Here is an 18,957-nt window from a genome sequence, read left to right as displayed (position 1 = left end):
GCCAAAGGAGAATCAGGCGCGAGATTCTTTAACTTCGCGGATGCGGTCCTGATACTCGCGCAGTTTCTGCGGCGTCATCATGCGACGTTGATCGTCAAGCACCACACCACCCACTTCATCGGCGATGTGCTGTGCGGACTGCAGCATCAGCTTAAAGTTTTGCAGCTCGTCCCCATAGGACGGAACCTGCATAAAAATAGTTACGCCAGGGGTGCTGAAATCACCCGTCATTTCGGGGTCAAACGTTCCTGGGTTAACCATATTGGCAAGGCTGAACAGCGACGGACCGCTGCCATCCGGGCTCAAATGACGATGGAAAATATTCATATCGCCAAATTTAAAGCCGGCTTGCTGAATGCTATTGAGCAGCACTTCACCGTTGAGCTCGCTACCGTGATGCGCCGCAACGTTCATAATAATGACCGCTTCTTTACGCTGCGGTTTTTCAGCAGCTGGCGCTTCTTCAACTACCGGCTCAGGCTGCGGTTGATGTTCAACGGCAGGCTCTGCGGGCTGGAAAGTCTGCGGCGCAGGTTGCGGTGCTTGCTGCACGGGCTGCTGAACCTGCGGAGCAACGGGCTGATGCTGCATCGGCTGCTGTACAGGTTGTTGCTGAACAGGCTGATGTTGCACCGGCTGCTGCGGTTGTACAGGCTGCGGCTGAGCATGCGGCGGCGGTACCGGCGCTTGTGCAGGCTGCTGCGCGGGTTGACGCGGCTGAGCCGACGCATAAGGCGGCTGGTACTGGTGTTGCGGCGACTGAGGAGGAACACCATGTTCCTGCGCGTTACCGGGAGCATGATTCACACGATGAACGCGAACTTCGCCCACGCCTTCGTCTTCCTCGACGTTGTCGTCGAACGAATCCTCGTCTTCACGTTTAGACTTCATGCGTTTCAGTGGGCGATCGCGGAATATAGAAGACCGCTCTTTACGGCTAGTCCAAAAACCATGTACCAGTAAAGCGATTATGGCGATCGCGCCAACAATGATTAATATCAGACGCAAATCCTGCATCATTATATTCTCTGTTGTTCTAACACCTTGCCACCACGGCAAACATTTACTCACTAAGAGTATTTGTCGATTACGCCAAGTGCAAGTGCACTCTTGGCTTTCACGGCATAAAGATGAACAAAATTGTGCTTTTTGCTGTTTTTTCGAACATTTCTGAACAGCTTAACGCTCAACAACCCGGTAAGATACGCAAAGTTTACCAGAGCTTATATAACAAGGAGTATGTCCTGACCATGGTTTCATCATCTGCAGTCGTACCTCGCAGCGGCCTTTATTACTTTTCACAGGGATGGAAGCTCATCACCCAACCGGGCATTCGTCGCTTTGTCATCCTGCCTTTGCTGGTGAATATCCTGCTGATGGGCGGCGCATTCTGGTGGCTATTCACACAACTCGATAGCTGGATCCCCTCGCTGATGAGTCACGTCCCTGACTGGCTTCAGTGGCTCAGCTACTTGCTGTGGCCGATTGTCACTATCTCCGTACTACTGGTGTTCGGCTACCTGTTTTCCACCATAGCCAACTGGATTGCCGCGCCGTTTAACGGTCTGCTGGCTGAACAACTGGAAGCGCGCTTAACGGGCGCAACACCGCCTGACACCGGCGTTCTCGGCATCATGAAAGATGTTCCCCGTATTATGAAACGTGAATGGCAAAAGCTGGCGTGGTATCTCCCGCGCGCCATCGTGTTGCTGATCCTCTATTTCATTCCGGGTATTGGGCAGACCGTCGCCCCGGTGCTGTGGTTCCTGTTCAGCGCATGGATGCTGGCCATTCAGTACTGCGATTATCCGTTTGATAACCATAAGGTGCCTTTTAAGGAGATGCGCGTCGCGCTGCGTACACGCAAGGTCACCAATATGCAATTTGGCGCATTAACCAGTTTGTTCACCATGATTCCGGTGCTCAATCTGTTCATCATGCCGGTCGCGGTTTGTGGTGCCACGGCGATGTGGGTAGACTGCTATCGTGCTAAGCACGCGTTATGGAAGTAATGCAAAAATGTGTAAAAGCGGGCTGGCTTATGCCCGCTCTTATTCCATACTGCAAGGCATTATTTCCCATCAGCATATAGATATGCGATTTCCTTACTTCCCCATACTTTCTCAACAGGTATGCTGAAGCGGTATCCCAATTTCATACAGTTAAGGACAGGCCATGAGTAAGATTTTTGAAGACAACTCGCTGACTATCGGTCATACGCCGCTGGTTCGACTGAACCGTATCGGTAACGGACGCATTCTGGCGAAGGTGGAATCTCGTAACCCGAGCTTTAGCGTCAAATGCCGTATCGGTGCCAATATGATTTGGGATGCCGAAAAACGTGGTGTACTGAAACCGGGTGTTGAGCTGGTAGAACCGACCAGCGGCAACACGGGGATTGCGCTAGCCTACGTTGCCGCAGCCCGCGGTTACAAACTGACTCTGACCATGCCGGAAACGATGAGCATTGAGCGCCGCAAGCTGTTGAAAGCTCTGGGTGCGAACCTGGTGCTGACCGAAGGCGCAAAAGGGATGAAGGGTGCAATCCAGAAAGCGGAAGAAATTGTCGCCAGCGATCCGGAGAAGTTCCTGCTGCTGCAGCAGTTCAGCAACCCGGCGAACCCGGAAATTCACGAAAAAACCACCGGCCCGGAAATCTGGGAAGATACCGATGGCCAGGTTGATGTCTTTATTTCCGGCGTAGGTACCGGCGGTACATTGACTGGTGTGACCCGTTATATCAAAGGCACTAAAGGCAAAACCGATCTGATCACCGTCGCGGTTGAACCTACCGACTCCCCGGTTATCGCCCAGGCGCTGGCGGGTGAAGAACTTAAACCGGGCCCACATAAAATTCAGGGGATTGGCGCGGGTTTCATTCCAGGCAACCTTGATCTGAAACTTATCGATAAAGTCGTCGCCATCACCAATGATGAAGCAATCTCTACTGCGCGTCGCCTGATGGAAGAAGAAGGTATTCTGGCGGGCATTTCTTCCGGCGCTGCTGTTGCTGCCGCGCTTAAGCTGCAGGAAGATGAAACCTTTACCAATAAGAATATAGTGGTTATTCTACCGTCATCGGGTGAGCGTTATCTGAGCACTGCACTGTTTGCCGATCTCTTCACAGAGAAAGAACTGCAACAGTAATGCCAGCATGTTAAAAACGCGTAAAAAAGCACCCATTTGGGTGCTTTTTTGTGGCCTGCTTCAAAGTTTCAACTCGCCTGGCATTGATTCAACCCACCAGAACTGGTATTTAACCAAGCTAATTATTTTGATGCGCGAAATTAATCGTTACAGGAAAAGCGCTAGCTGAATCGATTTTATGATTTGGTTCAACTCTTCCTTTCGCGGCATAATGTTTAATGACGAACGAAACGTCAGCGGCAAGAAGTTGCCAGCAACGGATTGCACCGAACTCCTTTTGTGTCGCGTCCAGTTTACGCCGATGCTAACAATACAGGCTAAAGTTGAACCGCCAGGCTAGACTTTAGTTCCACAACACTAAACCTATAAGTTGGGGAAATATAATGTTCCAGCAAGAAGTTACCATTACCGCTCCGAACGGTCTGCATACTCGCCCTGCTGCTCAGTTTGTTAAAGAAGCAAAAGGCTTTACTTCTGATATTACTGTGACTTCCAACGGCAAAAGCGCTAGCGCCAAAAGCCTGTTTAAACTGCAGACTCTGGGCCTGACTCAGGGTACCGTTGTTACCCTGTCCGCAGAAGGTGAAGACGAGCAGAAAGCAGTTGAGCATCTGGTTAAACTGATGGCTGAACTCGAGTAAGTTCAACGAGTTCTTTTAAATATCAGTCACAAGTAAGGTAGGGTTATGATTTCAGGCATTTTAGCATCCCCGGGTATCGCTTTCGGTAAAGCATTGCTACTGAAAGAAGACGAAATCGTCATTGACCGGAAAAAAATTTCTGCCGACAAGGTTGATCAGGAAGTTGAACGTTTTCTGAGCGGTCGTGCCAAGGCATCTGCGCAACTGGAAGCGATCAAAACCAAAGCTGGTGAAACGTTCGGTGAAGAAAAAGAAGCCATCTTTGAAGGGCATATCATGCTGCTCGAAGATGAGGAGCTGGAGCAGGAAATCATAGCCCTGATTAAAGATAAGCACATGACGGCTGATGCAGCCGCGCATGAAGTTATCGAAGGTCAGGCCACAGCCCTGGAAGAGCTGGATGATGAATACCTGAAAGAACGTGCGGCTGACGTACGTGACATCGGTAAACGCCTGCTGCGTAACATCCTGGGTCTGGCAATTATCGACCTGAGCGCTATTCAGGAAGAAGTTATCCTGGTAGCCGCAGACCTGACCCCGTCAGAAACCGCACAGCTGAACCTGAACAAGGTGCTGGGTTTCATTACTGACGCGGGCGGACGTACTTCCCATACCTCTATCATGGCGCGTTCTCTGGAACTGCCTGCCATCGTCGGTACGGGTAGCGTCACCTCTCAGGTTAAAAACGACGACTATCTGATTCTGGATGCCGTAAACAATCAGGTTTACGTCAATCCGACCAACGACGTTATCGAGCAACTGCGTGCCGTTCAGGAGCAGGTTGCAACCGAGAAAGCGGAACTCGCTAAGCTGAAAGATCTGCCGGCTATCACGCTGGACGGACATCAGGTTGAAGTTTGCGCTAATATCGGTACCGTTCGTGACGTTGAAGGCGCTGAACGTAACGGCGCTGAAGGTGTGGGTCTGTACCGCACCGAATTCCTGTTCATGGACCGTGAATCGCTGCCAACTGAAGAAGAACAGTTTGCTGCGTATAAAGCCGTTGCTGAAGCCTGTGGCTCTCAGGCGGTCATCGTTCGCACCATGGACATCGGCGGCGATAAAGAACTGCCGTACATGAATTTCCCGAAAGAAGAGAACCCGTTCCTGGGCTGGCGTGCCGTGCGTATCGCCATGGATCGTAAAGAGATCCTGCGTGACCAGGTTCGCGCGATTCTGCGCGCCTCTGCTTTCGGTAAACTGCGCATTATGTTCCCAATGATCATCTCTGTTGAAGAAGTGCGTGCACTGCGCAAAGAGATTGAAATCTACAAACAGGAACTGCGCGACGAAGGTAAAGCATTTGACGAGAGCATTGAGATTGGCGTGATGGTGGAAACACCGGCTGCGGCAACAATTGCGCGTCATTTAGCCAAAGAAGTTGATTTCTTTAGTATCGGCACCAATGATTTAACGCAGTACACCCTGGCAGTTGACCGTGGTAATGATATGATTTCACACCTTTACCAACCGATGTCGCCATCTGTGCTGACGCTGATCAAGCAAGTTATTGATGCTTCTCATGCTGAAGGCAAATGGACTGGCATGTGTGGTGAGCTTGCAGGCGACGAACGTGCTACACTTCTGTTGCTGGGGATGGGTCTGGACGAATTCTCTATGAGCGCCATTTCTATCCCGCGCATTAAGAAGATTATCCGTAACACGAACTTCGAAGATGCGAAGGTGTTAGCAGAGCAGGCTCTTGCTCAACCGACAACGGACGAGTTAATGACGCTGGTTAACAAGTTCATTGAAGAAAAAACAATCTGCTAATCCACGAGATGCGGCCCAATTTACTGCTTAGGAGAAGATCATGGGTTTGTTCGATAAACTGAAATCTCTGGTTTCTGATGATAAGAAAGACACCGGAACTATTGAGATTGTTGCTCCGCTCTCTGGCGAGATCGTCAACATCGAAGACGTGCCGGATGTAGTTTTTGCTGAAAAAATCGTTGGTGATGGCATCGCTATCAAACCAACCGGTAACAAAATGGTTGCTCCTGTTGACGGCACCATCGGCAAAATCTTTGAAACCAACCACGCTTTCTCTATCGAATCCGACAGCGGCATTGAGCTGTTTGTTCACTTCGGTATTGATACCGTTGAACTGAAAGGCGAAGGCTTCAAACGCATCGCTGAAGAAGGTCAGCGCGTGAAAGTGGGCGACCCGGTTATTGAATTCGATCTGCCGCTGCTGGAAGAAAAAGCCAAGTCTACCCTGACTCCGGTTGTTATCTCCAACATGGACGAAATCAAAGAACTGATCAAACTGTCCGGTAGCGTGACCGTGGGTGAAACCCCGGTTATCCGCATCAAGAAGTAATTCTTGCCGCAGAGAAAAATGGCGCCGATTGGCGCCATTTTTTTATACACTTCATCCGCCATTAAATGTGTGCAGTCACCGGGCGATAACACGCCTCGCGCATCAGGATTTTCATGCCCTCCGGCCCGCTCTCCAGCATCCGTCGTTCCGAATCCGCCACTAACAACTCACAGTCGTAACCACCCGCAATGCCGAACATAGCCCGCGCCACGCAGATATCTTCCAGCGCCGCTGTCCCGCAGGTATCAAAGTGTCCAACCATACGCCCATTCTGGCGAACTACCAGCCGGTAACTCTTCATCGCGCCTCCCCTGCCGGTGGCAGAATTAATTCATCACAACCGCACTGGTGCGTCCACGTCATCACGTCCAGCACCCGCTGTGCAGCATCGTGCGTCGCGGTCGTCAGCGCTTTCCCCATCACAAGGCCGCTCACCAGCTCGGCACAGAACAGATCGCCAGTCCCCTTCAGATCCGTTTTCACTCGCGGATGAGCTAACACCTCAACCGTTTCAGCCGTCACCACCGCAACATGAATAATCTCTTCCGTATCCCCCGGCGCACTGGTGATCACCACCCATTTCAGGGTGTCGGTGAGCAGTGATTGTGCCGCCGTAATGGCTTCATCAAGCGTACGACACGGCTTTCCGCTCAGCATTTGCAGCTCGAACACATTTGGAGTCAGCCCCTGAGCCAGCGGTAGCAGGTGCTGACGATAAGCCTCCGGAATTTCGGCTTTAACATACATACCGCTATCCGTATCGCCAATCACGGGGTCGACCAAAATGCACAGGTCCGGATGCGTGGTCAGAACAGTTTTCAGCCACTGTGCCAGCAAGGCGATTTGTTCCGCGCTGCCCATGTACCCTGTAGTCACCGCCTTTAGCTCGCGCAAGGCATCACGCTCGTTTAAGGCGCGGAGATAACCGCTAAACCAGTCTGCTGGAATAACGCCGCCGTAGAAGGTTTCATAATGCGGGGTATTACTGAACAGCACCGTAGGTACTGCTGTCACGCGTAACCCCTGCGCTTTAATGGCCGGGACGGCGATGCTGTTACCTACGCTGCCATAAACCACCTGTGACTGAACGGCGACGATATCGGTCTGTAACGCCCGATGCGTGTCGTCGAAGAGCACTGACTGGATATCACTCTCCTGCTCCATAAATTTCTCCTCTCGCTGGACAGCGGGTCTACGCCTCACTATTATCGTCATATGCTAAAATTCATTTTGTCATAGGTCAATAATGATCGACGGAAAAACCGCTAACGAAATTTTTGACAGTATCCGTCAACATGTCACTACAGGCACGCTGGCAGTGGGAGAAACGTTACCGCCAGTGCGGGAACTGGCAACGGAATTAAACGTGAACCGCAATACTGTCGCGGCGGCTTACAAACGCCTGGTCTCCTCCGGGTTGGCACAGAGCCTGGGACGCAACGGTACGGTGATTAAGGGGATTACTGCCCCCGTAGCACTGGAAGGTGGTAATCCGGATACCCCGCTTATCGATCTTTCCGGCGGTAATCCAGCGCCCTCGCGACTTCCTGAGCTGAGTAATTATTTTGCGAAGATAAATAAGAGTCCGCGCTTGTACGGCGATGCCGCTGTGTCACCTGGACTTAAGGTGTGGGCATCACAATGGATGCAAAATGCAATCCCCGGCAAAGGGGAAATTGATATTACCAGCGGTGCCATTGATGCTATCGAACGGCTACTGTGCGCCCATTTGCTGCCTGGTGATAGCGTTGTCGTAGAAGATCCATGCTTTTTAAGCAGCATCAACATGCTGCGCTATGCCGGATTCTCAGCAAACCCGGCCAGCGTTGACCGCGAAGGCATGCTGCCGGACCAGCTGGAACTCGCGTTACAGAAAGGCGCGCGGGCAGTAATTCTGACACCGCGCGCGCATAACCCGACAGGATGCAGCCTGAGCGCCTCACGCGCGGCGCAATTGCAGGAAATTCTGGCCCGCTATCCGCAGACGCTGGTGATTGTCGACGACCACTTTGCGCTGCTATCTGCTTGCCACTGGTATCCGGTGATTGCGAAGGAAACCACGCACTGGGCGGTTGTCCGCTCGATGTCAAAAACGTTAGGACCAGATTTACGCCTGGCCATTGTGGCCAGCGATCCGCTCACTTCAGGGAAGCTACGTTTAAGGCTTAACTCCGGCAGCCAGTGGGTCAGCCATCTGCTGCAGGATTTGGCCTGCGCCTGCCTGAATGACGAGACTTACCAACACACGCTGGCGCAAACTCAGCAATTTTACGCTGCCCAGCAGCAAAAGTTGACGGCAGCTCTGCGGCGACATGGCATTGAGTTGCCCGTTGGTGACGGTCTGAATATGTGGCTACCGCTGGAAGATAACAGCCAGGCGATCGCTTTTGCGCTGGCAAAGTCCGGCTGGCTGGTACGCGAAGGCGAAGTGTTTGGCGTCAATACGCCAGCCCACGGCCTGCGCATTACGCTGTCAACATTATCAGACAGCGACATTGATAAGCTGGCGACTGATATCCATCAGGCGCTAAAGCGCTAACAGGAGAGAAAAAGTGCGAGTTCATTTTGTTATTCATGAGTCTTTTGAATCTGCTGGCGCGTATCTGCCGTGGGCTGAATCACGCGGCTATACCATCACCTGGTCGCACGTTTACGCCGGGGAAGCGGTCCCTGCGAACGCGGATGGCTTCGATATGTTGGTGGTGTTTGGCGGTCCGCAGTCACCACGAACCACGCTGGCAGAGTGTCCGTACTTTGATTCTCATGCCGAGCAGCATCTGATCAATCAGGCGATTGCGGCACGTAAAATTGTGGTGGGGATCTGCCTGGGTTCACAGTTAATCGGCGAAGCGCTGGGTGCGAAGGTGTGCCAGAGTCCGGAAAAAGAGATTGGTCACTACCCGATCACCCTGACCGAAGCAGGCCAACAGCATCCGTTGTTCAGCCATTTTGGTTCACCGCTTACCGTCGGTCACTGGCACAACGATATGCCTGGATTAACCGACCAGGCGACAATTCTCGCCACAAGCGAGGGCTGCCCGCGACAAATCGTACAATACGGTAATTTCGTCTATGGTTTTCAGTGCCATATGGAATTTACGGCTGATGCTATAGAAGGGCTTATTCAACACTCCGAACAAGAACTGGCGGAAGCTAAAGGCAAGCGCTTCATCCGCTCCGTTGAAGAGATGCGCGCATGGGATTATCAGCAGATGAATGAGAAGCTGTGGCAATTCCTTGATAAGCTTGTGGAAAAACGTAACGATTGATTATGGCAGGCCGGATAAGACGCTTTACGTCGTCATCCGGCGATCGTGCCGTACGTTTGCCTGATGGCGCTATGCTTATCAGGCCTACAAACTAAATCCCTGATCCCTGGTTAAAGTGCTCTTCGCCAAACACGCCGGTTGAAAGGTAGCGATCGCCGCGATCGCAGATGATAGCCACCACCACCGCTCCCGGATTTTGTTCGGCCACGCGAATCGCTCCGGCTACCGCGCCGCCGGAACTAACGCCGCAGAATACACCCTCTTTCACCGCCAGCGCGCGCATGGTGTTTTCCGCATCGCTCTGATGAATATCCAATACCTCATCCACCAGCGAGGCGTTAAAAATGCCCGGCATATATTCCGCAGGCCAGCGGCGAATTCCCGGAATACTACTGCCCTCTTCCGGCTGCAGGCCAACGATGGTAACCGCTTTTTCTTGCTCACGCAGAAAACGCGACACACCGGTAATAGTGCCTGTTGTTCCCATACTGGAGACAAAGTGGGTAATACGACCTGACGTCTGCTGCCAGATTTCCGGTCCGGTGGTGGTGTAATGCGCGTACGGGTTATCCGGATTATTAAATTGGTCGAGAAGTTTACCTTCTCCGCGCTGCGCCATTTCAAGAGCTAAGTCACGCGCGCCTTCCATCCCCTGCTCTTTGGTCACCAGAACCAGTTCAGCCCCGTAAGCACGCATCGCCGCTCGGCGCTCCTGGCTCATGTTGTCTGGCATCAGCAGCTTCATGCGGTAGCCCTTCAGCGCGGCGATCATTGCCAGAGCAATTCCGGTATTACCGCTGGTCGCCTCGATCAGCACATCACCAGGCTTAATTTCTCCACGTTTTTCCGCTTCGACAATCATCGACAGCGCAGCCCGGTCTTTCACCGAACCCGCGGGATTATTGCCTTCCAGCTTGACCCAAATTTCACTGCCGTTATCCGGCGCCAGACGTTGTAGTTTCACCAGAGGCGTATTGCCAATTGTTTGTTCTAATGTGTTCACGTTTTGAGCTCGTAAAAAAGCCCGGGGGCGCAGCGCTTACCGGGCGATAAACATACTTTTTAACCTATCAGGCACTTTGCGCCAGAGCAAGTTCCTCTTCACGCGTTTCAATGCGCTGGTCGCCGTTATACAGACGCGCATTTTGCAGCCCGACAAACAGCCGCTCGCCGCGGCTTGGGGAATCATCGCCCTGCATGATGACCGTCAGCGGTTCGTTATACCACCCCAGCGGTTGCACAACTAATTGGGTGTAGTGTCCTTTCGGGCTGGCTTCCAGTACCTGTACCGGCAACGGCGAATCCAGGCTGGTACGACGGCTGACGTCCACTTCCCACGGACGCAGAAACAGATCCACCGGTCCCTGATAACCAGGCGTATAACCCAGCGGCCAGCGGTGTGCGCCCACGTGGAATTGTCCACCGCGAATCGTTCCTTGTAGGCGGTTAACCTCGCCCATAAATTCCAGCACAAAACGGGTAGCTGGTTCGCGCCATACCTGATCGGGCGCATCGGCCTGCTCGATATGACCCTGACTCATCACTACCACGCGATCGGCAACTTCCGTCGCTTCTTCCTGGTCGTGGGTAACAAACACGCTGGTGAACTTCAGCTCTTCATGCAGCTGACGCAGCCAACGACGCAGTTCTTTACGTACCTGCGCATCGAGCGCGCCAAACGGCTCGTCGAGCAGCAGGATCTGCGGCTCTACCGCCAGCGCACGCGCCAACGCCACACGCTGCTTTTGCCCACCAGAAAGCTGCGCTGGGAAGCGGTCCGCCAGATGAGCCAATTGAACCATCTCCAGCAGTTTGGTGACTTTTGCTTTGATGGCCGCCGCATTCGGGCGCTCACGCCGTGGCAGGACCGTCAGACCAAACGCGATATTGTCGAAAACGGTCATATGACGAAACAGCGCATAGTGCTGGAATACGAATCCCACTTTACGGTCGCGAGCATGCAAACGACTAACGTCGGTGCCGTGAAAACGGATATGCCCGCTGGACTGATGTTCCAGCCCGGCAATAATGCGCAGCAGCGTGGTTTTGCCCGAGCCGGATGGCCCCAACAGCGCGACCATCTGACCTGAAGGAATATCCAGCGAGATATCGTTCAGCACCTGGGTGCGACCAAAAGACTTCTTAATATTGGCAATCTCAATGCTCATGATTTTCCTCCTGCTGCGCGCGTTTCTCCTGGTTCTCCAGACGCCATTGCAACATGCTCTTCAAAAACAGGGTAATAATCGCCATCAGCGTTAATAGCGCCGCGGCGGTAAAAGAGCCGACCGTGTTGTAGTCCTGCTCCAGTAATTCAATTTGTAGCGGTAGCGATAGGGTTTCGCCGCGAATCGAGCCGGAAACCACCGACACCGCGCCAAACTCGCCAATCGCACGGGCGTTGGTCAGCACCACGCCGTACAGCAATGCCCAACGGATATTTGGCAGCGTAACGCGCCGGAACATCTGCCAGCCGGACGCGCCCAGCAACACAGCCGCTTCATCTTCATTGCTGCCCTGGCTTAACATCACCGGCACCAACTCTCGCACCACAAACGGACAGGTCACGAATACCGTCACCAGCACCATCCCCGGCCAGGCAAACATAATTTGCAGGTTATGCTCATCCAGCCATCCACCCAGCGGACCGTTAGAGCCGTAAAACAGCAGATACACCAGGCCGGCAACCACCGGCGAGACGGCAAACGGAATATCCAGTAAGGTCAGCAACAACTGGCGTCCTGGGAAGTTAAAACGGGTCACCAGCCAGGCCAGCAACACACCAAACACCAGGTTCACCGGCACCGCAATCAGCGCAATCAGCACCGTCAGCCAGATGGCATGCAGCATGTCCGGATCCGCCAGGTTCTGTAATACCGGCATTAATCCCTTGCTGAACGCCTGCACGAAGATGTAAATCATCGGCACCAGCAAAATAAACGCGGAGACCAGCATGCCAGTGCCGATCAGAAACCATTTCCCCCAGTTGATGCGGGGCGCGCCATAGCGTTTCAATTGGGTAATGTCTGCCATTAGTGACCTACCACACGTCGACCAAAGCGACTTTGCAGGGTGTTAATTGAAAACAGCAGCAACAACGAAGCCCCGAGGATCACAGAAGCAATCGCGCTGGCGGCCGGGTAGTCAAACTCCTGCAAGCGAACAAAAATCATCAGCGAGGTCACTTCCGTTTTCCATGCGATGTTCCCAGCGATAAAGATAACCGCGCCAAACTCACCGAGGCTGCGGGTAAAAGAAAGCGCAACGCCCGCCACCAGCGCGGGGGACAGCTCCGGCAGCACCACTTTACGGAAACTCTGCCAGCGCGTAGCACCGAGCGTTTCCGCCGCTTCTTCATATTCGGGACCTAATTCTTCCAGCACCGGCTGGACGGTACGCACCACAAATGGAATGCTGGTAAACGCCATCGCCACCGCGATACCAAGCCAGGTGTAGGTCACCTTGATATCCAGCTTCGCCAGCCACTCGCCGTAGAAGCCATTAACCGAAAACAGCGACGCCAGCGTCAGACCCGCCACCGCTGTAGGCAGCGCAAACGGCAGATCCATCAGTGCATCCAACAGCGTACGGCCCGGAAAGCGATAGCGGGTTAAGATCCACGCCATCAGCAAACCGAACACGCCGTTAAAAATCGACGCCACAAACGCCGACAGCAGCGTCACTTTATAAGCCGCCACCACCTGCGGATTGGTAATCACATCCCAGTATTGCGCCCAGCTCATTTGCGCCAGTTGCATCACCAGCGCGCTCAGCGGCAGCAGCAATATCAGGCAGACAAACAGTAAGCTTGTACCCAGGCTCAAAGTGAAGCCGGGCAGCACGCGTCGGGAAGAAACAGCAAACATTTACTTACGCCCCGCCGCCAGCAGTTTGTCCAGCTCTCCACCGCTGACAAAGTGTGTTTTCATCACTTCAGGCCACGAACCAAACTTATCTTCCACACGGAACAATTCGGTCTGCGGGAATTTATCTTGCTGTTTGTCCATCACCTGCGGGTTATTCACGCGGTAGTAGAAATCGGTAATAATGGTTTGCGCCTGCGGGCTGTACAGCCAGGTCAGGTACGCTTTAGCTGCTTTTTCAGTACCGTTGGCTTGCACATTTTTATCTACCCAGGCCACCGGGAATTCGGCGAGGATATTGGTTTTCGGGATAACCACTTCAAAACCCTGCGCTTCATACTGTTTACGAATGTTGTTCACTTCTGATTCGAAGCTGATCAGCACATCGCCCAGACCGCGCTCTGCAAAGGTGGTGGTAGCACCGCGACCGCCGGTATCAAACACTTCGACGTTTTTCAGAAACTGGGTCATGAACTGTTCGGTTTTGGTTTTATCACCACCGTCAGCTTTATCCGCAGCACCCCACGCCGCCAGATAGGTATAGCGCGCGTTACCGGAGGTTTTTGGGTTCGGGAAAATCAGTTTCACATCAGAACGCACAAGGTCATTCCAGTCATGAATGTTTTTCGGGTTCCCCTTACGCACCAGGAAACCCATGGTGGAATAGAACGGCGAGCTGTTATTCGGCAGGCGGCTTTGCCAGTCGGCGGGGATCAGTTTGCCTTTGTCATGCAGGATCTGCACGTCGGTGACCTGGTTATAGGTCACCACATCGGCTTTCAGCCCCTGCAGAATCGCCAGCGCCTGTTTTGATGACCCGGCATGAGATTGTTTAATCGTCAGTTTGTCACCGCCGTTATCCTTCGCCCATTGCTGTTCAAACGGCGGATTAAGGGCGGCAAAAAGCTCACGGGAAACATCGTATGAACTGTTCAGCAGTTCCGTTGCCTGCGCCTGCCCCACCAGCAACAGCATGGCTGCCAGCGTCAGTGTTCTTTTTTTCAGTAAGTTAACGGCCATTGCGCACCCTTATAAATTTAATGACTTTCTTATGGTCATCATATTTATAACCAGTGCTAAAGGAGTAACGGTTTTATATACCGTTTGATGATTTGAAAGTTGAAAAGAGAATAAGAGAATCCCTCCCCACACCGAGTGAGGAGGAGACCGGCATCAATCAGACGCCGACGCTAACGCTTTCAGGCAGGGTGCTACCGCCATCAATCACGTTTTGCGTGCCAGTTAAGTAACTGGACTCATCCGACGCCAGGAACGCCGCCAGTTCACCGACCTCAAGCGGACAGGCCAGACGACGCATCGGGATCGCTTTCGCCATTTCGACTAAAACGGATTCAGGATCTTCCGGGTTAGATTGACGCGCAATGCTTTCCGCCATCGGCGTACGAACGTAGCCTGGGCAAATGGCATTAACGCGAATGCCTGACTGCGCATATTCTACCGCCAGGGATTTGGTCAAACCGATGATTGCGGCTTTCGACAGTGCGTAGGCCGTTTCGCCCGGGTCGGCAACCATATCGCCGGTCACTGATGACATCATCACGATGCGCCCGTCTTTGCGCGCAATCATCTCCGGCAGAACGGCTTTCGTCACATTCCAGACGCCTTTAATGTTGATATCAATGTGGAAATCGCGATCTTCATCGCTCATATCAAGGAAGTTGCCGAGGCGGCATACGCCGGCATTGTTCACCAGAATATCGATTTTGCCTTCAATCTGCTTCGCGCGCATCACCGCTTCCTTGACCGACGCAAAATCTCTGACGTCAGCGTGAACGGCTGTGCAACGGTGCCCTCGCCCAGCCAACTCATCCGCCAGTTTTTCAATCTCATCGGAGATATCCAGCAGAATTAAGTTCGCACCATGGCGGGCAAACGTTCTGGCGATACCCTCGCCAATACCCTGAGATGCGCCCGTAATCAATGCTGTTTTGCCCGTGAGTTTTCCCATTTCAATATTCTCCTTTTGAATATGAAGCCTTCGCTTCATTCACGCAGAAGATACAGCAATAACAAATTAGTGCTGAGGAATAGCTCACTAAATCAGGTTAATCTCAGGTAAAAAAAATCCCCGACGATGCGGGGATGTCTATTTCGTGGCCGATAACAGGATCAGCTCGCCATTACAGCGCCATTAAACGGTCCAGTGACGGTGCAAAGTAATAGCCGCCGGTTACCGGTTTGGTGAAGCGCAGCATTGCATCACGCTTACCGTCGGTGTCACCAAACATGCTCAGCAACTGTTGTTCAATGTTGTGCAGACGGGCGCAGTAGGCGCAGAAATAGAGACCATGCGTGCCGCTGGCAGTGCCGTATGGCAGGCTCTGGCGCACAATTTTCAGCCCTTTACCTTCTTCTTTGAGGTCAACACGGCTCAGGTGAGAGGTGACCGGACGATCATCACCGTCGATCTCTTCGTTGGCTTCCTTGGTGCGGCCAATCATCATTTCCTGGTCATGGATGCTCATGCGATTAAGCTGCTTCAGGTTATGTTCCCAACGCTGCACAAACACATAGCTGCCACCGGCATCCACACCATCTTTGATAACGGCGACTTCACGGCGCGTTTCTTCGCCTGCCGGGTTTTCCGTACCGTCAACAAAGCCGCTGAGATCGCGCTCTTCGACCCAACGGAAACCGTGGATTTCTTCTTTGACTTCAATACAGTCGCCAAATGCTTCCATTGCCGCCTGCGCAACGGAGAAATTCACGTCATGACGCAAAGAGAGAATATGGATCAACACGTCATATTGGGTTGCTGGTGCCAGACCTTTACCGTAAGGGATAAAGTCTTTTAACTCTTCCGCACCGACGCCGCCGCTCAATGCACGCCAGGTGTTGTTGCCAAAAGCGACAACCGCGCCCAGATGCGCATCCGGGAACTTAGCTTCAAAGGTCGCCAGCTTATCGGCGAAGGTTTTGCTGGCCGCACGCAGGGCCTCAACGTCGCCTTTAACATTGGCTTCAATCCAAATCGCCGCACGGCAATGTTCTGGCAAAATGCCACTCTGAACCTGAGACATTGTTCCTCCTGAAAAAAAGATGCCACGACATCGTGGCATTGATTGGCGCTATTCTACCTGTTTTTTTAACAAGCCGATTTGTTCAGACGCAAATTAACGCCGCCAGATAATTTTGCTTACTTTCCACGCTTTCAGCGTGTCGTCAGACGGCATTATATCCTCAGGCCCGCTCCATTCACCGGAAAAAATATAGCTAATATGTTGACTTCCTTCAGCTTTACACTCAACGCCCGCGCTGTCATCGCCGGTTGCCTTTTGGCAATTACCGAAAGCTTTAGTGTAAAGGTCGCTAAACGGTGTACCGATTTCGACACCCGCGACTGACGAAATATCGTGGTCTAACACATCAATACGACTAATGGTTCCCTGGCTGCCATTGATGACTATCGCCAGCTTGTCGTCTTTCATCGCTTCATAGAAGCGCACCACATTTCCGTTATCAGTCTTCATCCCGCTACGCAGGCGGTAATCACCGTCCAGCGCATCAGCAATAGCTTTTTCATCCAGCGGTGTCGCGCCCGTTAACGCTCCGACGCCCTGCTCTGTGACCTGCGTTGAAGAACCAAACCAGTTCCACGGATTAGCGGCAGACCAGTTCACCGAGGACAACGTTGAACACCCGGCCAGTAGCAGCGGCATCACGCATAAAGTCAAACGCAGTGATTTCATTTCACTTCCTTCCTTATTTATCAACGTTGCTTGGAGTCCGGTTTCCCCAAAAAGTGCCGTTATTCTTTCTCAAGGGAAAAACAGGCGCGCAGACGTTGATTGGTTAACAGCCAGATCAGTGCGACGATATCCGCCACCAGCAGCGCCAGCCCGACACCGTTGAGCGGATCGCCTGTCAGCCACATCACCGGCTGCCAGCACAGCAGCACCAGTTGAGCGAGAATCAATAATCCGCGCAGCCAGCGCCAGATTACCGGAAACGCAAAGCGTCGCCCGCTGAGTAAAAACGCCAACACGGCGGGAACTCCGGGGAGCAAACCCAGCCAGAATGCGTCATGATCGGGATAAAACAGATTCAGCAACGTGTTTCCCTGCTCACGGGAAGAACCGGCAATCACAAACAAAACCCAGGTGCGTGCCTGCAACAACAGTACGCACCAGAAGAGAAAAGGCAGGCGCAGACGCCCATGACCGTCATAGTCGGCCGGATGAAACTCAGTACTCTTCATCTTCAATCAAACGTTTGCCCAGATTGAGTACATCCGCATGTTCATAGCCCAGACGTTCATACATGCCCTGTACGACGTCGTTATCGTCACGCACCATGATTTGAATCTTCGGGCAACCGCGGGCAATGAGCTTTTTCTCCAACCGGTTGAGTAGCGCATTAGCGATACCGCGACCGCGAAACTCAGGATGCACGCCCAGGTAATAGGCGGAACCGCGATGCCCGTCGTATCCGCCCATCACCGTACCGACCACCTCACCGTTCACTTCAGCGACGAGGAACAAGCTGACGTCATGATTGACTTTACGTTCGATGTCCATTTCAGGGTCGTTCCATGGACGCAGCAAATCACAACGCTCCCAGAGGGTGATCACCTCTTCGAAATCTTCCTGGCGAAAAACGCGTATTTCCATGGTATTGGTTACCTTTTCAGGACGTTAAAAAGCGATTATGGCGCGAACGGCTGATTTAGCCAATATCTGACGCGAAGCGGCGGAAAAAATGGCATAATACGGAATTGTCACGTATTGAAATGAAAAGTAAAACAATTCTTATCTCGATCCGTCGCAACGGACTACGCGATACGATATAACGTTTAGAACCTTTTTTTTACAACTCAGGCCGTATGAGCACTTTTAAACCACTAAAAACACTCACATCGCGCCGCCAGGTGCTGAAAGCCGGGCTGGCCGCCCTGACGCTGTCAGGCATGTCGCAAGCCATCGCTAAAGAAGAAGCGCTAAAGACCAGTAATGGACACAGCAAACCGAAAGCGAAAAAATCAGGCGCTAAGCGTGTTGTTGTTCTTGATCCGGGGCACGGCGGGATTGATACCGGCGCAATTGGTCGCAACGGATCGAAAGAAAAGCACGTGGTGCTGGCGATTGCCAAAAACGTGCGCTCAATCCTACGCAACCAGGGGATTGATGCACGCCTGACCCGCTCCGGCGATACGTTTATTCCGCTCTACGATCGCGTCGAGATCGCCCACAAACATGGCGCAGATCTTTTCATGTCGATCCACGCCGACGGTTTTACCAATCCGAGCGCTGCGGGTGCTTCGGTCTTTGCCTTATCCAATCGCGGTGCCAGTAGCGCCATGGCGAAATATCTGTCCGATCGTGAAAACCGGGCCGATGAAGTCGCCGGGAAGAAGGCCACCGACAAAGATCATTTGTTGCAGCAGGTGCTGTTCGATCTGGTGCAAACTGACACCATTAAAAACAGCCTGACGTTAGGCTCGCATATTCTTAAGAAGATCAAGCCGGTACACCGTCTGCACAGTCGCAGCACGGAACAAGCCGCCTTCGTGGTGCTAAAATCACCTTCGATTCCGTCGGTCCTGGTCGAAACCTCGTTCATCACCAACCCGGAAGAAGAACGATTACTGGGGACGGCTGCATTTCGTCAGAAAATCGCCACCGCTATCGCCAATGGCATCATCAGCTATTTCCACTGGTTTGATAACCAGAAAGCACACTCGAAGAAACGTTAAC

General features: G+C 52.7%; 21 protein-coding genes. 8 read left to right on the top strand and 13 right to left on the bottom strand.

The annotated features are described in order from the left end of the window. Positions 1–12 precede the first annotated feature (12 nt). Positions 13–1,020: a cell division protein ZipA gene (zipA, locus tag GFB57_RS11380; RefSeq protein WP_003038097.1), complete on the bottom strand. Its 1,008-nt coding sequence runs from the start codon at positions 1,018–1,020 to the stop codon at positions 13–15. A gap of 230 nt (positions 1,021–1,250) precedes the next feature. Here zipA and cysZ point away from each other — a divergent pair, with 230 nt between their 5' ends. From cysZ to crr, 5 genes are all read left to right on the top strand, one after another. Further along, entirely contained in the window at positions 1,251–2,012 is a 762-nt protein-coding gene (gene cysZ / locus GFB57_RS11375) for a sulfate transporter CysZ (RefSeq protein ID WP_003038094.1), read from the top strand. 163 nt (positions 2,013–2,175) lie between these two features. Further along, complete coding sequence (gene cysK, locus GFB57_RS11370; protein WP_003038091.1) at positions 2,176–3,147, top strand: cysteine synthase A; 972 nt, start codon at positions 2,176–2,178, stop codon at positions 3,145–3,147. A gap of 383 nt (positions 3,148–3,530) precedes the next feature. After that, positions 3,531–3,788, top strand: coding sequence for a phosphocarrier protein Hpr (gene ptsH / locus GFB57_RS11365; protein WP_003038086.1), 258 nt, complete (start codon positions 3,531–3,533; stop codon positions 3,786–3,788). Positions 3,789–3,833: 45 nt separating this feature from the next. Next, entirely contained in the window at positions 3,834–5,561 is a 1,728-nt protein-coding gene (ptsI, locus tag GFB57_RS11360) for a phosphoenolpyruvate-protein phosphotransferase PtsI (protein ID WP_003038080.1), read from the top strand. A gap of 40 nt (positions 5,562–5,601) precedes the next feature. Next, on the top strand, positions 5,602–6,111 hold the full coding sequence (gene crr, locus GFB57_RS11355) for a PTS glucose transporter subunit IIA (protein ID WP_000522253.1): 510 nt from the start codon (positions 5,602–5,604) through the stop codon (positions 6,109–6,111). A gap of 61 nt (positions 6,112–6,172) precedes the next feature. Here the strand turns inward: crr and GFB57_RS11350 are convergent, their stop codons facing one another. Both GFB57_RS11350 and pdxK read right to left on the bottom strand, forming a co-directional pair. Then, complete coding sequence (locus GFB57_RS11350; protein WP_003038077.1) at positions 6,173–6,412, bottom strand: hypothetical protein; 240 nt, start codon at positions 6,410–6,412, stop codon at positions 6,173–6,175. Then, the gene (gene pdxK / locus GFB57_RS11345) at positions 6,409–7,275 is read right to left on the bottom strand and encodes a pyridoxine/pyridoxal/pyridoxamine kinase (protein WP_003838557.1); all 867 of its coding nucleotides are present in this window, start codon (positions 7,273–7,275) and stop codon (positions 6,409–6,411) included. Before pdxK ends, GFB57_RS11350 begins: the two co-directional genes overlap by 4 nt. An 82-nt stretch (positions 7,276–7,357) precedes the next feature. On the opposite strand from pdxK, the gene ptsJ reads away from it, so the two are divergent. Together ptsJ and GFB57_RS11335 are read left to right on the top strand one after the other, a co-directional pair. Next, positions 7,358–8,650 carry a transcriptional regulator PtsJ gene (gene ptsJ / locus GFB57_RS11340; RefSeq protein ID WP_003038074.1) on the top strand — a complete coding sequence of 431 codons (1,293 nt, stop codon included), beginning with the start codon at positions 7,358–7,360 and terminating at the stop codon, positions 8,648–8,650. Between the two features lie 13 nt (positions 8,651–8,663). After that, entirely contained in the window at positions 8,664–9,380 is a 717-nt protein-coding gene (locus GFB57_RS11335; protein ID WP_003038070.1) for a GMP synthase, read from the top strand. Between the two features lie 91 nt (positions 9,381–9,471). Here GFB57_RS11335 and cysM read toward each other — a convergent pair whose 3' ends face one another. The 10 genes from cysM to GFB57_RS11285 all read right to left on the bottom strand — a co-directional run bounded on the left by cysM (position 9,472) and on the right by GFB57_RS11285 (position 17,874). Further along, entirely contained in the window at positions 9,472–10,383 is a 912-nt protein-coding gene (cysM, locus tag GFB57_RS11330) for a cysteine synthase CysM (protein WP_003038068.1), read from the bottom strand. Positions 10,384–10,450: 67 nt separating this feature from the next. After that, positions 10,451–11,548 (bottom strand): sulfate/thiosulfate ABC transporter ATP-binding protein CysA, encoded by a 1,098-nt coding sequence (cysA, locus tag GFB57_RS11325; RefSeq protein WP_003038066.1) that lies wholly within the window; start codon positions 11,546–11,548, stop codon positions 10,451–10,453. Then, positions 11,538–12,413 carry a sulfate/thiosulfate ABC transporter permease CysW gene (gene cysW, locus GFB57_RS11320; RefSeq protein WP_003038064.1) on the bottom strand — a complete coding sequence of 292 codons (876 nt, stop codon included), beginning with the start codon at positions 12,411–12,413 and terminating at the stop codon, positions 11,538–11,540. The genes cysA and cysW overlap by 11 nt, the downstream gene beginning before the upstream one ends. Beyond that, complete coding sequence (gene cysT, locus GFB57_RS11315) at positions 12,413–13,246, bottom strand: sulfate/thiosulfate ABC transporter permease CysT (protein WP_003038061.1); 834 nt, start codon at positions 13,244–13,246, stop codon at positions 12,413–12,415. The genes cysW and cysT overlap by 1 nt, the downstream gene beginning before the upstream one ends. Further along, positions 13,247–14,263, bottom strand: coding sequence for a thiosulfate/sulfate ABC transporter substrate-binding protein CysP (gene cysP / locus GFB57_RS11310; RefSeq protein ID WP_003038059.1), 1,017 nt, complete (start codon positions 14,261–14,263; stop codon positions 13,247–13,249). Between the two features lie 157 nt (positions 14,264–14,420). Next, on the bottom strand, positions 14,421–15,212 hold the full coding sequence (gene ucpA / locus GFB57_RS11305) for an SDR family oxidoreductase UcpA (RefSeq protein ID WP_003038057.1): 792 nt from the start codon (positions 15,210–15,212) through the stop codon (positions 14,421–14,423). A 172-nt stretch (positions 15,213–15,384) separates the two neighbouring features. Then, positions 15,385–16,284: a porphyrinogen peroxidase gene (yfeX, locus tag GFB57_RS11300; protein WP_003038055.1), complete on the bottom strand. Its 900-nt coding sequence runs from the start codon at positions 16,282–16,284 to the stop codon at positions 15,385–15,387. Positions 16,285–16,377: 93 nt separating this feature from the next. Further along, complete coding sequence (locus GFB57_RS11295) at positions 16,378–16,953, bottom strand: RpoE-regulated lipoprotein (protein ID WP_003038053.1); 576 nt, start codon at positions 16,951–16,953, stop codon at positions 16,378–16,380. Between the two features lie 59 nt (positions 16,954–17,012). After that, complete coding sequence (locus GFB57_RS11290; RefSeq protein WP_003038050.1) at positions 17,013–17,462, bottom strand: DUF2919 domain-containing protein; 450 nt, start codon at positions 17,460–17,462, stop codon at positions 17,013–17,015. Continuing rightward, positions 17,449–17,874 (bottom strand): GNAT family acetyltransferase, encoded by a 426-nt coding sequence (locus tag GFB57_RS11285; RefSeq protein WP_003038048.1) that lies wholly within the window; start codon positions 17,872–17,874, stop codon positions 17,449–17,451. The genes GFB57_RS11290 and GFB57_RS11285 overlap by 14 nt, the downstream gene beginning before the upstream one ends. 212 nt (positions 17,875–18,086) lie before the next feature. Here GFB57_RS11285 and amiA point away from each other — a divergent pair, with 212 nt between their 5' ends. Next, positions 18,087–18,956 carry an N-acetylmuramoyl-L-alanine amidase AmiA gene (gene amiA, locus GFB57_RS11280; RefSeq protein ID WP_003038046.1) on the top strand — a complete coding sequence of 290 codons (870 nt, stop codon included), beginning with the start codon at positions 18,087–18,089 and terminating at the stop codon, positions 18,954–18,956. Position 18,957: the final 1 nt, after the last annotated feature.

Source organism: Citrobacter sp. S39, assembly GCF_009495675.1.
Taxonomy (GTDB): Bacteria; Pseudomonadota; Gammaproteobacteria; order Enterobacterales; family Enterobacteriaceae; genus Citrobacter; species Citrobacter freundii.
This window is presented reverse-complemented; position numbering and strand designations above follow the sequence as displayed.

Bases quoted from the DNA above. Each gene is read 5' to 3' on its own strand.
- zipA (WP_003038097.1), bottom strand. From the start codon at position 1,020: ATGATGCAGGATTTGCGTCTGATATTAATCATTGTTGGCGCGATCGCC.
- cysZ (WP_003038094.1), top strand. From the start codon at position 1,251: ATGGTTTCATCATCTGCAGTCGTACCTCGCAGCGGCCTTTATTACTTT.
- cysK (WP_003038091.1), top strand. From the start codon at position 2,176: ATGAGTAAGATTTTTGAAGACAACTCGCTGACTATCGGTCATACGCCG.
- ptsH (WP_003038086.1), top strand. From the start codon at position 3,531: ATGTTCCAGCAAGAAGTTACCATTACCGCTCCGAACGGTCTGCATACT.
- ptsI (WP_003038080.1), top strand. From the start codon at position 3,834: ATGATTTCAGGCATTTTAGCATCCCCGGGTATCGCTTTCGGTAAAGCA.
- crr (WP_000522253.1), top strand. From the start codon at position 5,602: ATGGGTTTGTTCGATAAACTGAAATCTCTGGTTTCTGATGATAAGAAA.
- GFB57_RS11350 (WP_003038077.1), bottom strand. From the start codon at position 6,412: ATGAAGAGTTACCGGCTGGTAGTTCGCCAGAATGGGCGTATGGTTGGA.
- pdxK (WP_003838557.1), bottom strand. From the start codon at position 7,275: ATGGAGCAGGAGAGTGATATCCAGTCAGTGCTCTTCGACGACACGCAT.
- ptsJ (WP_003038074.1), top strand. From the start codon at position 7,358: ATGATCGACGGAAAAACCGCTAACGAAATTTTTGACAGTATCCGTCAA.
- cysA (WP_003038066.1), bottom strand. From the start codon at position 11,548: ATGAGCATTGAGATTGCCAATATTAAGAAGTCTTTTGGTCGCACCCAG.
- cysW (WP_003038064.1), bottom strand. From the start codon at position 12,413: ATGGCAGACATTACCCAATTGAAACGCTATGGCGCGCCCCGCATCAAC.
- cysT (WP_003038061.1), bottom strand. From the start codon at position 13,246: ATGTTTGCTGTTTCTTCCCGACGCGTGCTGCCCGGCTTCACTTTGAGC.
- cysP (WP_003038059.1), bottom strand. From the start codon at position 14,263: ATGGCCGTTAACTTACTGAAAAAAAGAACACTGACGCTGGCAGCCATG.
- ucpA (WP_003038057.1), bottom strand. From the start codon at position 15,212: ATGGGAAAACTCACGGGCAAAACAGCATTGATTACGGGCGCATCTCAG.
- yfeX (WP_003038055.1), bottom strand. From the start codon at position 16,284: ATGTCTCAGGTTCAGAGTGGCATTTTGCCAGAACATTGCCGTGCGGCG.
- GFB57_RS11295 (WP_003038053.1), bottom strand. From the start codon at position 16,953: ATGAAATCACTGCGTTTGACTTTATGCGTGATGCCGCTGCTACTGGCC.
- GFB57_RS11290 (WP_003038050.1), bottom strand. From the start codon at position 17,462: ATGAAGAGTACTGAGTTTCATCCGGCCGACTATGACGGTCATGGGCGT.
- GFB57_RS11285 (WP_003038048.1), bottom strand. From the start codon at position 17,874: ATGGAAATACGCGTTTTTCGCCAGGAAGATTTCGAAGAGGTGATCACC.
- amiA (WP_003038046.1), top strand. From the start codon at position 18,087: ATGAGCACTTTTAAACCACTAAAAACACTCACATCGCGCCGCCAGGTG.